General features: G+C 66.4%; 11 protein-coding genes. 8 read left to right on the top strand and 3 right to left on the bottom strand.

Annotated elements, in window-relative coordinates; all coding sequences use genetic code 11:
* Positions 1–98 precede the first annotated feature (98 nt).
* Positions 99–533 (top strand): putative periplasmic lipoprotein, encoded by a 435-nt coding sequence (locus AC5P8F_RS01400; protein ID WP_197604525.1) that lies wholly within the window; start codon positions 99–101, stop codon positions 531–533.
* 118 nt (positions 534–651) lie between these two features.
* Here the strand turns inward: AC5P8F_RS01400 and AC5P8F_RS01405 are convergent, their stop codons facing one another.
* Positions 652–987 (bottom strand): hypothetical protein, encoded by a 336-nt coding sequence (locus AC5P8F_RS01405; protein WP_111205798.1) that lies wholly within the window; start codon positions 985–987, stop codon positions 652–654.
* A 13-nt stretch (positions 988–1000) separates the two neighbouring features.
* Complete coding sequence (locus AC5P8F_RS01410; protein ID WP_262093241.1) at positions 1001–1636, bottom strand: GyrI-like domain-containing protein; 636 nt, start codon at positions 1634–1636, stop codon at positions 1001–1003.
* 355 nt (positions 1637–1991) lie between these two features.
* Between AC5P8F_RS01410 and cyoA the strand changes: the two genes are divergently transcribed.
* From cyoA to cyoD, 4 genes are read left to right on the top strand one after another with little or no spacing between them, the layout of a single operon-like run.
* On the top strand, positions 1992–3032 hold the full coding sequence (cyoA, locus tag AC5P8F_RS01415; RefSeq protein ID WP_014646391.1) for a ubiquinol oxidase subunit II: 1041 nt from the start codon (positions 1992–1994) through the stop codon (positions 3030–3032).
* A gap of 2 nt (positions 3033–3034) precedes the next feature.
* Positions 3035–5032: a cytochrome o ubiquinol oxidase subunit I gene (gene cyoB / locus AC5P8F_RS01420; protein WP_032956371.1), complete on the top strand. Its 1998-nt coding sequence runs from the start codon at positions 3035–3037 to the stop codon at positions 5030–5032.
* Entirely contained in the window at positions 5029–5667 is a 639-nt protein-coding gene (gene cyoC / locus AC5P8F_RS01425; protein ID WP_014646393.1) for a cytochrome o ubiquinol oxidase subunit III, read from the top strand. Before cyoB ends, cyoC begins: the two co-directional genes overlap by 4 nt.
* On the top strand, positions 5667–6008 hold the full coding sequence (gene cyoD / locus AC5P8F_RS01430; RefSeq protein WP_005415725.1) for a cytochrome o ubiquinol oxidase subunit IV: 342 nt from the start codon (positions 5667–5669) through the stop codon (positions 6006–6008). The genes cyoC and cyoD overlap by 1 nt, the downstream gene beginning before the upstream one ends.
* A 357-nt stretch (positions 6009–6365) precedes the next feature.
* On the opposite strand, the gene AC5P8F_RS01435 is transcribed toward cyoD, so the two are convergent.
* Complete coding sequence (locus AC5P8F_RS01435) at positions 6366–8423, bottom strand: putative bifunctional diguanylate cyclase/phosphodiesterase (RefSeq protein WP_111205796.1); 2058 nt, start codon at positions 8421–8423, stop codon at positions 6366–6368.
* 149 nt (positions 8424–8572) lie between these two features.
* On the opposite strand from AC5P8F_RS01435, the gene radA reads away from it, so the two are divergent.
* The 3 genes from radA to AC5P8F_RS01450 all read left to right on the top strand — a co-directional run bounded on the left by radA (position 8573) and on the right by AC5P8F_RS01450 (position 14297).
* Positions 8573–9949 (top strand): DNA repair protein RadA, encoded by a 1377-nt coding sequence (gene radA, locus AC5P8F_RS01440; protein WP_014646395.1) that lies wholly within the window; start codon positions 8573–8575, stop codon positions 9947–9949.
* 133 nt (positions 9950–10082) lie between these two features.
* A complete protein-coding gene (locus AC5P8F_RS01445; protein WP_049441477.1) occupies positions 10083–11942 on the top strand; it encodes an ATP-binding protein in 1860 nt (619 codons plus the stop codon).
* A gap of 48 nt (positions 11943–11990) precedes the next feature.
* Positions 11991–14297, top strand: a complete 2307-nt coding sequence (locus tag AC5P8F_RS01450) for a tetratricopeptide repeat protein (protein WP_495227566.1) — start codon at positions 11991–11993, stop codon at positions 14295–14297.
* The last annotated feature ends 32 nt before the right edge of the window (positions 14298–14329 follow it).

Genomic DNA, 14329 nt, shown 5'->3' on the forward strand with positions numbered 1-14329 from the left:
CCGCGGGCATGTACCTGCTTGGTCGGGGTTAACATTGCCAAGGTGTATTGCTTGCGGCGCTGGACCGGGCAACACAGTTTCAATAAACGGCGGATCTCATGAAGAAGATCGTGCTGAGTCTGATTGCGTGCGTCGTTCTTGCCGGCTGTGCAACCCGCCAGATCAGCTCCGAACAGGCGCAACCGGTGCCCGCCGAGCGGGTTTTCGCCTTCAATGGGATCGGTGACACTGCTTCCGGACAGGTAATTGTTACGCGCGACGTTGGCGCGGTTGGTGGGGCGTGCCCGCTTGCACTGTATATCGACGGCACCCTGGCAGCCCATCTGCAGCGGGGAGAGTCTGTCTCGCTGCCTGTTCCCGCCGGGAATCGCATTGTCAGCGCAAGTTTCGCAGGCAAAGGTCTCTGTTCGTGGGGGGATGAATCGGCGCATAGGCGAGAGATTTCCCAAATGGTCACGGCGGGTGGCAGAACCAAGATCCGTCTCGCGTTGGCCCATGATGGCGTGATTCAGATCGGTCCGACCGCGTTCTAGGCGCGCTCCACGCAAGGCGAGCAGGTCCATCAACAGAACGCCCCGGCCCTCGCGGGGGCTTTCTGTTTCTGCCCAAGGAACAGGGTTGGTCGGCAACGTCACCGATCGAAACGCGCCTTCATTTGCGTCCAGCGACCACCGCATCCTGTGCCAGCCACCACGCCAGCTGCCGGAGATAGCCACCCGCTGCTCCCGCCGATGCACCGATCAGCAGGCGTGCGAGCACCCTGATTCCGCGCCCGGCCCGCTCCCGCACCCAAGGCAGGACCGCCACCACCTGCGCACCCAGCAGCAGCATCAGCACGTCCAGCCCCAGCGCATCCACCACCGGCAACAACGGCAGCAGATCCGGATTGCAGGCGAGCACGATCACCAGCGCGGCACCCAGCACGGCCATCAGGCGGCGCCCGGCGGGCAGGGTGGTCCAGTGCAGCAGTCGGTTGATCAGGTGCATGGCATTCCTTGTGTCATGTGCCGGAATCCTCATCAGGCTTGATCGGCCGCACCGGCTGCCGCAGCACGGTTTTCAACCGCGCCGCGTCGGTCCTGCGCGGGTCGCTCAGGTAGATCTCATGATGGGGGCCGGCGAAGGTGTAACCCAGTGCGGGCATCACTTCGTCATGCAGATGCGCCAGGACGGGGCCTTCGTCGTCGTAGGCGCCCACGTGCAAGGTCTGCAGGCTGGGGCCCTCGGCAAGGATTTCATGGCGGAGGCTGGGCGGCGCATCCCCCAGCTTCGTGCGCGCCTTGCTGATCGCGGCCTGCCACTGCGTAGGGCCGATGCCCTCGGGCGTGCGGATCATTACGGTCCAGGCCCACTCATCCTTGCGTCGCGCGATGAAGCTGGCCGGATCCTCGGCGCGCCACAGCGCCTCCAGCGGTGGCACCACGTAGTCGCGCCCTTCGGCCTTCAGCGCGAACTTCAATGCATAGCTCACCGAATACAGCCACTGCACGGCCTGCAGGTAGGCGGGGGCCGTGTTCGGGTCGCCGCGACCATCGACCATCACGTAGGGCAGGGGCGGCACATCGACCGGTACGAACCTGCCGGCGGGCGGTTGATAGAGCGCCCGGTCGCGCTTCTTGAAGTCGATCTTGTCCATCGGGGGCTTCCTCCTGTGCAGAGCATCCCACGCCAGGCACCCGCCAGTACGCTGAACCGGTTCAGGTGACTTTGCCGAACGAGGGCGAATGGCCCCACGAGCGCGCGGGGCCGGCACGCAGTCCTGGGTCATGGGCCCGTCACACCTGCGCGGTGCGACAACGTGTCGCAGCCAGAATCGGGCCTTTCCTGCGCTCGATCAATGTCAATGCCTTTCTTAAATGGTGGGTGACGGCCTAAAATTGAAAGGCTGACTCGACCCCACCTCCCTGCCTGTCTTCCGGACCGGTGGGACCGGCTTTTGGCCGGAACAGGCAGGGACGGGGAACGGCATTCCCTCGCAATTGGATCGACCGATGATTCCGTTGAAAACCCTTGGGCGCTGGTTGCGCCCGGGCCTGCTGCTGTCGTTGCTGGTGATGCTCACCGGTTGCGATGCGGTGGCCATCCTCAGTCCGAAGGGCCAGATCGGCCAGGATGAGAAGACCCTGCTGATCACGGCCACCGTGCTCATGCTGCTGGTCGTCATCCCGGTCATCATCATGACCCTGACGTTCGCGTGGAAGTATCGCGCCTCCAACACCAAGGCCCGTTACGAGCCGAAGTGGTCCCACTCGACGGCGATCGAGGTGGTGGTGTGGTCCATTCCCTGCATGATCGTGCTGGTGCTGGCGGTCCTGACCTGGCGTTCGTCGCACGCACTGGACCCGTATCGTCCGCTGGATTCGGACGTCAAGCCGGTCACCATCGAGGCGATCTCGCTGGACTGGAAGTGGCTGTTCATCTATCCGGAAGAGAAGGTGGCGGTCGTCAACGAAATCAAGTTCCCGGTCAACACGCCGCTGAACTTCAAGATCACGTCCGATTCGGTGATGAATGCGTTCTTCATCCCGCACCTGGGCAGCATGATCTACTCGATGGCTGCGATGGAGACCAAGCTCCACCTGATCGCCAACGAGACCGGCGAATTCCCGGGCATGTCCTCGCACTACAGCGGCGCGGGCTTCGCCAAGATGCACTTCACCGCCTACTCGGTCACCGATGCCGAATACCGCCAGTGGCTGGACCAGGTCCGCGCCGGTGAGCAGACCCTGGACAAGGCCTCGTTCAAGGCGCTGGGTGAAGCACGCAACGCCGAGTGGTATCCGGTCACCTACTTCGGCAAGACCGAAGAAGGCCTGTTCGACTGGGTCATCGCCAAGCACATGGGCGACAACAAGCATTACGGCATGAAGCACTCGCATGCTGGTGCCGCCGCTGCCGATGCCGCCACCCATGAAGCGCACGAGGGCCATGCCCCCAGTGACGCGCATGATTCCAAGGAATCGGGTGAAAACCTGGATGCCAACGAACACGAACACGCAGGCCATGCCGGCCACGCGGGTTCGGGAGAATGAACATGTTGGGAAAACTCTCTCTTGAGTCGATCCCCCACGATCCGATCGTCCTGACGACGTTGATCGGCGCGGTTCTTGGTGGCCTGGGCGTCGTCGCCCTGATCACCAAGTTCAAGCTGTGGGGCTATCTGTGGAAGGAGTGGTTCACCTCGGTGGATCACAAGAAGATCGGCGTGATGTACCTCATCGTCGCCTTCGTCATGCTGCTGCGCGGTTTCTCCGACGCCATCATGATGCGTACCCAGCAGGCCATCGCCGTCGGTGGCTCCGAGGGCTACCTGCCGCCGCACCACTACGACCAGATCTTCACCGCCCACGGCGTGATCATGATCTTCTTCGTGGCGATGCCGCTGATCACCGGCCTGATGAACCTGGCCGTGCCGCTGCAGATCGGTGCGCGCGACGTCGCGTTCCCGTTCGTCAACTCGCTCAGCTTCTGGCTGTTCGTGTCCGGTGCGGTGCTGATCATGCTGTCGCTGTGGATCGGTGAGTTCGCTGCCACCGGCTGGCTGGCATTCCCGCCACTGTCGGGCATCGAATACAGTCCAAGCGTCGGCATGGACTACTACATCTGGGGTCTACAGGTCGCAGGCCTGGGTACCACGCTGAGCGGTATCAACTTCTTCATCACCATCCTGAAGATGCGTACCCCCAGCATGAAGCTGATGCAGATGCCGGTGTTCACCTGGACCGCCCTGGTGACCAACGTGCTGATCGTCGCTGCCTTCCCGGTGCTGACCATCACCCTGGTGCTGCTGACCCTGGACCGTTACCTGGGTACGCACTTCTTCACCAATGACGGTGGCGGCAACGCCATGCTGTACATCAACCTGATCTGGATCTGGGGTCACCCGGAGGTGTACATCCTGGTCCTGCCGGCGTTCGGTGTGTTCTCCGAAGTCATCGCGACCTTCTCGCGCAAGGCGCTGTTCGGCTACAAGGGCATGGTCTACGCCACCGCCTGCATCGGCGTGCTGTCGTTCATCGTGTGGCTGCACCACTTCTTCACCATGGGCTCCGGTGCCAACGTCAATGCCTTCTTCGGCATCACGACGATGATCATCTCGATCCCGACCGGCGTGAAGATCTTCAACTGGCTGTTCACCATGTTCCGCGGCCGCGTGCACTTCACCACCCCGGTGCTGTGGACCATCGGCTTCATGGTCACCTTCGTCATCGGCGGCATGACCGGCGTGATGCTGGCGATCCCGGCCATCGACTTCGTGCTGCACAACAGCCTGTTCCTGATCGCCCACTTCCACAACGTCATCATCGGCGGCGTGGTGTTCGGCATGTTCGCCGGCATCACCTACTGGTGGCCGAAGATGTTCGGCTTCCGCCTCAATGAGTTCTGGGGCAAGTGCGCGTTCTGGTGCTGGTTCATCGGCTTCTACGTGACCTTCATGCCGATGTACGTGCTGGGCTTCATGGGCATGACCCGTCGCCTGCAGAGCACGGTCAACCCGGCCTATGAGCCGCTGCTGCTGATCGCCGCCGCAGGTGCCTTCATCGTTGGCGCCGGCATCCTGTGCCAGATCATCCAGGTGGCCGTCTCGATCCGCGACCGCAAGAAGACCGTCGACCTGACCGGCGACCCGTGGGATGCCCGTACGCTGGAGTGGGAAACCTCTTCGCCGCCGGCCTTCTACAACTTCGGCACGCTGCCGGAAGTCACCGAGCTGGACGATTTCTGGGAGCGCAAGCAGCGCGGTGAAGCCTGGCCGAAGCCGGCCAAGTACACCGACATCCACATGCCGCGCAACACCGGCACGGGCGTTGTCATCGGTGCCTTCAGCCTGGTGTTCGGCTTCGCGATGATCTGGCACATCTGGTGGCTGGCCATCGTCGGCTTCGTCGGCATGATCGCCACGTTCATCTACCGCACCTTCGACCAGGACGTGGACTACTGGGTCCCGGCCGCCGAGGTGGAACGCATCGAGAACGAACACCGCAAGCACCTGGAAGCCCAGGGCCTGGTGAAGTCGGAGCTGAAGGCATGAGCACCAATACCTCGACCCTGAGCCACGGGCACGCCGCGCACGCGGCGGCCCATGGCCATGACGACCACGAGCACCACGACACCGGCGGCAACACCGTCTTCGGTTTCTGGGTGTACCTGATGAGCGACTGCCTCATCTTCGCCTCGCTGTTCGCCACCTACGTGGTGCTGGCAGGCGGTACCGATGGTGGCCCGACCGCGAAGGACCTGTTCGAACTGCCGTTCGTGGCGTGGGAAACCGCGCTGCTGCTGACCTCGTCGCTGACCTTCGGCCTGGGCATGATCGCCATGCACCGCAAGCAGGTTGGCCAGATGTTCCTGTGGCTGGCGGTTACCTGGCTGCTGGGCTTCGGCTTCATGTGCATGGAAGTCTATGAGTTCCAGCACCTGATCCATCAGGGCTACGGTCCGGACCGCAGTGCCTTCCTGTCGGCGTTCTTCGCCCTGGTCGGCACCCATGGCCTGCACGTCAGCGCCGGCCTGCTGTGGCTGCTGGTGATGTTCGTGCAGCTGAAGAAGTACGGCCTGACCCCGACCAACAAGACCCGCATGGCGTGCCTGAGCCTGTTCTGGCACTTCCTGGACCTGATCTGGATCGGCGTGTTCTCCGTCGTCTACCTCAATGGAGCGCTGTAATGGCACATGACAACCACGCACACGACCACGGCACCGGCGGCGAAAGCCACGGCAGCGTGAAGTCGTACCTGATCGGCTTCGTGCTGGCGGTGGTGCTGACCGTCATCCCGTTCTGGATGGTGATGTCGGGTGATTTCTCGCGCACCGTCAACGGTGTGGTGATCGCGGTCACCGCGGTGCTGCAGATGCTGGTCCACCTGGTGTTCTTCCTGCACCTGGACCGCTCTTCGGAAAGCCGCTGGAACGTCAACGCTGCGGCCTTCACCGTTGTGGTGATCGGCATCATCGTGATCGGCACCCTGTGGGTCATGCACAACATGAACGTGCACATGATGCACTGACGTCCTCGCGACGTTGCCACGCAGAAAGGCCGCCCTCGGGCGGCCTTTCTGTTTGCTGTGGTTGCGCGTTTCGTGCACCCACCAGGCTGGTAGTGCCGGCCGCTGGCCGGCAATTACGCGAAGCCGGCCAGCGGCCGGCTCTACCAGGAGATCCACGCCATGCTTGGATGGGGTCAGAGCCCTTGCCTGTGCAAGAGATCCCACCCGGCATGGCCGGCACAGGGTGGTAGTGCCGGCCGCTGGCCGGCAATTACGCGAAGCCGGCCAGCGGCCGGCTCTACCAGGAGATCCACGCCATGCGTGGATGGGGTCAGAGCCCTTGCCTGCGGCAAGGGATCCGACCCCGGACCTGGCGCCTCACCCCACCCGGCGCAGGAATTCCTCGGCGTCCATCGGTCGGCCCAGGTGGTAACCCTGCAACTGATCACACCCCAGTTCGCTCAGGTACTCGCGCTGCGCCTGCGTCTCCACGCCCTCGGCCACCACCTGCAGCTGCAGGGTGCGGCCCAGCGCGATGATCGACGAGACGATGGCGGCGTCCTCGTCATTGCGCTCCAGGTCGTGCACGAACGCACGGTCGATCTTCAGTTCGGTGGCCGGCATGCGCTTGAGGTACAGCAGGCTGGAATAGCCGGTGCCGAAATCATCGATGGCGATGTGCACGCCCATCGCGGTCAGGTCGTTGAGAATCGCGAGGCTGGCATCGACGTCCTTCATCGCCGTGGTCTCGGTGATCTCCAGGGTCAGCCGCGCCGGTTCGATCCGGTGCCGGTGCAGCACCTCGCGCACGCTGTCCAGCAGTGCCGGCGAGGCGAACTGCAGCGGCGAGAGGTTCACCGCCATCGACCATTCCGTATGCCCGGCCTGGTGCCATGCCCGCAGCTGCGCACAGGCGCGGTCCAATACCCAGTCACCGATCGGCAGGATCAGGCCGCTGCGCTCGGCAATGGGGATGAACACGTCCGGCGCCAGCAGTCCCAGCTCCGGGTGCTGCCAGCGCAGCAGCGCTTCGGCCCCGGTGGCCGGTGCGCCGGCGGCAGGGAACTTGGGCTGGTAATGCAGGATCAGTTCGTCGCGGGCGATGGCCTTGCGCAGGTCCTGCAGCAGGCGCAGCTGGCGGTTGGCACTGAGCTGCATCGAGGGGGTGAAGAAGGTGTAGCCGTTCCGCCCGGTTTCCTTGGTGTGGTACATCGCCGCATCGGCGTGGGCCATCAGCTCGCGCTCGTTGCCGGCGTCATCCGGGTACAGGGCAATGCCCAGGCTGGCGCTGACCTGCAGTTCGGCCGCATCCAGCAGGAACGGTTCGCCGGCCGCGGCGATGATGCGCTCGGCCACCACCACCGCATCATCGGGAATGTCGATGGCCAGCACGATCACGAACTCATCGCCGCCGAGGCGGGCCAACGTATCCTGCGGTCGCAGCTGGCCGCCGATGCGCTGTGCCACCGCCACCAGCAGGCGGTCGCCGAGCTGGTGGCCGTACGCATCATTGACCGCCTTGAAGCCGTCCAGGTCGCAGAACATCACCGCCACTGCATGGTTGCGGCGCCGCGCCTTCTCGATGGCCTGCTCGATGCGGTCCTGCAGCAGCATGCGGTTGGGCAGCTGGGTCAACGGGTCGTGCAGCGCGGCCTGGATCAGCTTGTCGTTGGCGTGCGCCAGCGAATCGGCCAGCAGACCGGTGCGCACGCGCATCTGCCGGTCGAACAGAGAGGCGACCAGGGCGATGCCCAGCGTGGCCACGGTGGTGACGATCACCAGCACCGCCAGCCAGCGCGTGTCGATGCCGCCACTGCCGACGGCGCCACAGATGCTGCCTTCGGGGAAGCGCGCCGCCGCCATGCCGGTGTAATGCATGCCGACGATGGCCAGGCCCATCACCAGCGAAGCAAGCGCGCGCAGCAGCAGGGTGTTGCGCCGCTCGGCGCGCAGGCGGAAGGCGATCCACAGTGCGGCGCCGGCGGCACCGATGGCCACCGCGATGGAGGCGGCAAACCAGCCCGGGTGGTAGTCGATGCCCGGCTGCATGCGCATCGCCGCCATGCCCAGGTAGTGCATGGTGGCGATGCCCAGGCCCATCAGCACGGCCCCGGCCAGCAGCCGGCGCCACGGCAGGCTGGGCCGCGACACCAGCCACAGCGCATAGGCCGAGGCGCCGATCGAGACCGCCAGCGAGTACAGGGTGATGCCAAGGTCGTAACCCACCGGAATCGGCAGGTCGAAGGCGAGCATGCCGATGAAGTGCATCGACCAGATGCCCAGGCCCATGGCCGCCGCGCCGCCGGCCAGCCACCAGCGGGCCACGCGACCCTCGGCCGTGGCCAGGCGCCCGGCCATGTCCAGCGCCGTGTACGAAGCAAGAATGGCCACCAGCAGGGAGATGATGACCAGGCTCTGACTGTAGCTGCCAGTCATGATGAATCCAGTGGGGGAGGGAGGGGCGCCCGCAAGGCGCACGCCCGCGACCCCTATCGGCGCAGGTGGGCAGGACTTGAGTGATCGCAGCACCTGCGACCCGGCTCGGCTATCCTGCCACGCCTGTTCCCGTTGCTGGAAATCATCCGATGGCAAAAGCCCGCACCGCCTACGTCTGCAATGAATGCGGCGCCGAATTCAGCAAGTGGCAGGGCCAGTGCACCGAGTGCAACGCCTGGAACTCGCTGTCGGAGATCGTGCTGGAAAGCGCGGCGGCGGCCAAGGCGCCGGCTTCGCGCCGGGCCGGCTGGGCCGGCAAGATCGACCCGCCGAAGATCACCGCCCTGAAGGACGTGGAGCAGACCGAGCATCGCCGGGTCTCCACCGGCATCGGCGAGTTCGACCGGGTGCTGGGCGGCGGCCTGGTCGAGGGCGCGGTGGTGCTGGTCGGTGGCGATCCGGGCATCGGCAAGTCGACCCTGCTGCTGCAGGCGGTGGCGAAGATGGCGGCCGAACTGCCGGTGCTGTACGTCACTGGCGAGGAATCGCTGGCGCAGGTCGCCGGCCGCGCGCACCGCCTGGAGCTGCCGCTGGACGGGGTCAACGCGCTGGCCGAGACCGGGGTCGAATCGATCCTGCAGCATGCGTCCAAGGCCGGCCCGCGGCTGATCGTGGCCGACTCCGTGCAGACCCTGTGGACCGAGAGCCTGACCGCTGCGCCGGGATCGGTCAGCCAGGTGCGCGAGAGCGCGGCGCGGCTGGTACGGTTCGCCAAGGAGACCGGCACCGCCGTGTTCCTGGTCGGCCACGTGACCAAGGAGGGCGGCATCGCCGGCCCGCGCGTGCTCGAGCACATGGTCGACGCGGTGCTGTATTTCGAGGGCGAGAGCGGCAGCCGCTTCCGCCTGCTGCGCGCGTTCAAGAACCGCTTCGGTGCGGTCAACGAACTGGGCGTGTTCGCGATGGGCGACAAGGGCCTGAAGGAGGTCTCCAACCCATCGGCGATCTTCCTGTCCGGCGGCAGCACCCATCAGCCGGGCAGCTGCGTGATGGTCACCCGCGAGGGCACCCGGCCGCTGCTGGTGGAGGTGCAGGCGCTGGTCGATGCGTCGCCGCTGTCGAATCCGCGCCGTGTCGCGGTCGGCCTGGAGCAGAACCGCCTGGCCATGCTGCTGGCGGTACTGCATCGCCACGGTGGCGTGCTGGTCGGCGACCAGGACGTGTTCGTCAACGTGGTCGGTGGCATCCGCGTGCAGGAAACCGCCGCCGACCTGCCGGTGCTGCTGGCCGTATTGTCCTCGCTGCAGGACCGGCCGCTGGCGGAAAAGACGATTGCGTTCGGCGAGGTGGGCCTGTCCGGTGAGATCCGACCGGTGCCCAATGGCGAAGACCGCCTGCGCGAGGCCGCCACCCATGGCTTCAAGCGCGCCATCGTGCCCAAGGCCAATGCGCCCAAGGGCGGATCGGTGAAAGGCATGGAAGTGATCGCGGTGGAGCGCCTGTCCGAGGCCATCGACGCGGCGTGAGGCATGGGGGGCTGCTGCGGGGCCTGCCTCTACATACGTCATATACGGCAACGGTCAGGCTGGCTGTGCTAGTTTTTCCCGCTCGACGAAGGCGCCCTCTGGCGCCTTTCCGTGCCCAGGAGTAAACGATTACATGCAGGACACCGCGCTCACCGCCCCCAACGCCGAGATCCGTCGTGCCGGGGTCGATCTCAATGGACTGATGACGGTGCTGGGCAAGCACCTGTATTCCACCCCGGTGGTGGCGCTGCGTGAGCTGGTGCAGAACGCGCACGACTCGATCATCCGCCGCCGCATCGAGCAGCCCGGCGTCGAGGTGCCTTCGCGCATTTCGGTGCAGGTCGATGCCGGTGCCGGCGTGCTGCGCATCACCGATACCGGTGCCGGCCTGACCCGCCAGGAGATCCACGACTACCTGGCCACCGTCGGCGTCGGCTATACCCGTGGCCTGCGCCAGGGCGGCGAGGATGATGAAGGCCTGATCGGCATGTTCGGCCTCGGCTTCCTGTCGGCCTTCGTGCTGGCGCGCCGGGTCAGCGTGCGTACCACCTCGTACCAGACGCCGGAGCTGGGCCATCTGTACGTGTCCAGCAATGCCGAGCAGTACACCGTCAGCGAAGTGCCGGCACGTGCGGTCGGCACCGAGGTGGAACTGGAGCTGCATCCGGACTTCCTGCCGCTGGCCAACGAGGCGCGCCTGCACGAGGTGCTGGGCCGCTACTGCGCGCTGCTGTCCGAACCGATCTTCATCGGTGCTGCGACCGAAGCGCTCAACCCCGAGCCGCCGCCGTGGCGGGGGCAGGGTGACGTGGCCGTGCACCCGGTGCAGGCACGCCGCCAGGCACTGCAGTTCGCCGCGCGCTTCGAGCACGATTTCGAGCCGATCGTCACCGTGCCGCTGCGTGCCGACGGCAACAGCGATGCCACCGGCCTGCTGTGGGTGCAGGATGGTGCCACCTATGGCACCAGCGACAACCGCAACCTGTCGGTGTTCGTGCGCGGCATGCTGCTGGATGACGATGCCCGTGACCTGCTGCCGCCGTGGGCTGGCTTCATCGGCGGGGTGATCGAATCCTCGCGGCTGACTCCCACCGCCAGCCGCGAAGACCTGCAGCGCGATGACCAGTACCGCGCTGTGCAACATGCCTTGCTGGAGGCGCTGATCGATGGTCTGGCCGACGTTGCGCGGCAGCAGCCGGAGGCGTGGCGACGCGTATTGAGCCGCCACAACGAGGCGCTGCTGGGCGCGGCGCTGTGCGATGACCGCCTGTTCGACCTGCTGATGGAGCATGTGCGCGTGCCGACCTCGCAGGGCGACCTGCCGGCCAGTGCCCTGCCGGCGCGCGGTGCCGTGCATGTCATCCTCGACAATGGCGGTGGCTTCGAAGAGATGCTGTTCCGCGCGATGGGGGTGCCGGTCGCGCATGGCCATCGCTACGCGGTGGTGCCGTTCCTGCGGCGCTGGGCCCAGGCCAAGGGCCTGCGCCTGGTTGAACTCGGCACCGAGCAGGGCAATCGCGCACTGTTCCGCAGCGATGACAGCCTCGACGACGCGCAGCTCGCATGGCTGCGCGAACAGCTGGGTGATGGCGAGCAGCTGCTGCCGGCGCGTTTCAGCCCGGAAGCACTGCCGGTGGTGGTGGTGCCCGACCGCGAGGCCGAACTGAAGCAGCGCCTGGAAGACGACGAGAACGACAAGCGCGTTTCGATGGCGGCGCTGCGCCTGGCGCGCCAGTTCACCGCACGCATCGAATCGCGCGCACCCTCGCGGCTGTACCTCAACCTCGACAACCCGGCGGTGCAGGCGCTGCTGCGCGCCCAGCGCGAGGGCCACCCGCAGGCCGAAGCGGCGGCACGCCTGCTGCGCTCGCTGAAGATCATCGTCGCTGCGCAGGGCCGTCCCTTGGCCCGGGCAACGACCGCCACGCAGGGCCCGGATCTCAACGGCGCCTTTACCGATATCGCCGGTGCTCTGCAGCAGATGCTGCGCTGAGCACCGCGCCCTCTCATCCAGCCTTCGCTAGACAGGAGTACTTACCCCATGGACATCTGGAACTGGGTCGAAAAACTGCAGGGCGACCTGCGCCAGGCCGGCCAGGCGCAGAACGCGCACCTGCTGAACCGCCTCGCCGACGAGGTCAGTGAACTGCAGATCGACCGCGTCGATGCACTGCTGCCCGAAGCACGCGCACTGGGCAAGGCGCTCGACAACCCCTGGGTCGACGTCTACGTCGGCCACTGGGCGCTGCGCAACCGCGTCGGCAACCGTGTTGAAGGCGAGAGCGCACTTGGCGAAGCCGTTGCGCTGTTCGAGCGGGCACACCGCGAAGACACCCTGGAATGCCCGCAGTCGATCTGCGTGACCCAGGACCTGGCCGCCTGCTACGGCAACATCGATGGCCCGGGCTGGGTGCCCGAGCGCATCGAGGTGTGCGACGAGACCCTCGGCCGCATCGATCCCAGCTGGGCCTGCTTCCAGTGCCTGAGCTGCGAGAAAGCCGATGCGCTGCTCGACGATGGCCGTGGCCAGGAGGCGCTGGATTACCTGCAGGCGCAGGCCGACGCCGTGGAGGCCTGTGGCAAGGAAGTGTTCGACAGCTTCCCGGAGATGCAGATCAAGATCCTGCTCGCTGTCGGCCGCGCCGACGAGGCACTGGCGCTGATCGAGAAGCGCGAAGCCGAAGTGGCCGCCTCCGGGGAGTACGAGCCGGCCAACTGCACGGTGCCGCGCCGCTTGTCCAAGGCATGGGCGTTGGCCCAGCTGGGCCGCGACGAAGAAGCGCTGCAGCAGCTGGTGCCGTGGAGCGAGCTGACCCCGAATTACTGGCGGCTGTGGGCGAACACCGCCGCAGCGCTGTGCCAGCGTGACCCTGCGCGCAATACGTGGGACCTGGGCACGCGCTTCAACACGATCATCGAGCACTTCGCCCGGGTCGGATCGCATCGCCTGCTGATCGAAGTGGCAGCGCTGAGCCTGGAGCTTGCCCTGCAGCGTGGTGCGCGCTGGGTGGCGCTGCGCCAGCTGGAACTGGCCCGCACCCATCTGGCGCAGCTGCGCCAGGACCGGGGGGCGGCAGCGCTGGTGGCCGGCCTGGCGGCACGCATCGATGCATTGCCGGATGTCGCACCGCTGCCGGTGCCGGCCGGCGAGCTGCTGGCATGGCTGGACGCGCAGAGCGAACAGAACCAGGCGCGCGACCCCGAGCGCGAGGCGCAGTGGTTGCTGCAGGCGCAGGCGCAGCTGCCCGATGACGAGGCCTTGGCCGAGATGGCCGCCTCGGCGCTGAGCGCCTGCGGCGCGCAGGCCGAGGCGCGAGCGCTGTTGTGGCGGTTCGTACGCAGCCATGCGCAGAACGATGGTCCCGCAGCCTACACGCTGATGCGCTGGCTGGCCGAGCAGGGGGACGACGACGGCCTGCGCCAGCTGGCCGAGGTCTACCGCAGCAGCGTGCCGGTGTTCGCGCACTGGTGCGACGTGCAGCGCGCACGCCGGGTGTCCGACTGGCCGGCGCTGGAGCAGGCGGCCCGATCGCTTCTGGAGCTGTCTCCGGGCTCGCACGGCGCGCGCGGCACGCTGGCGCGCATGTACATGGAAACCGGCCGCTTCAGCGAGGCCCAGGCCTGCTATGCGCAGTTGGTGGAGCTGCTGGACGAGCCGAACGCCGCGCATTGGGACCACATGAGTGCGGCCAGCGCGGCGCGCGACTGGGACGCGGTGCGCCGCTCGGCCGCGGCGATTGGCATGGAGCTGTCCAGCCACGAGGGCGTGGTCGAGGAACCGTGGGGCTGGGTGATCATCCGCAGCGAAGAGAACGGCGAGCCGATGGAGTACTACGCCCGCCGCAGCGGACCGGTGACCGCGCGCATCGTCGAGAATGCGCCGTCCAACCGCGCCCAGCAGGTGGGCGACTGGGTGGTGTTCGATGCCGCACTGGTGCATCCGGCACCCGAGGAGGAGGAAGCGCGCGAGCATTTCATCCCGACCTATGCGCAGGTGCATGTGCTGGAGCGCGGCGGCTTCGCCCGCAGCTGGATGATCGATGGCGCGCACCCGGGCGAAGAGGCGTGGAATGCCTTCGTCGAGGCGGCCGAAGCGCAGGGTTGGAAGGTGTGGTCGCACAGCCGCCCGGACTACACCGTCACCGACCCCGATAGGGAGGAGGGCACGCTGCCCGGCCTGCTGTTCACCGTCGCCCAGCCGCAGGACCATGCGCCGCTGGCGCTGCACCGCTTCCTCCAGCAGCACACCGCGACGTGGCCGCATCCGCATTGCTGGCTGCGCCTGGCTGAAGCCTGTGACCAGGATCGCCAGCCGCATCTGGACGTGATCGAGCGTTACGGGCTGTAAGCTGCACGCTCCTGTAGAGCCGAGCCTGCGCT

The sequence above is a fragment of the Stenotrophomonas sp. YJH_SMC_69 genome, from assembly GCF_059370495.1.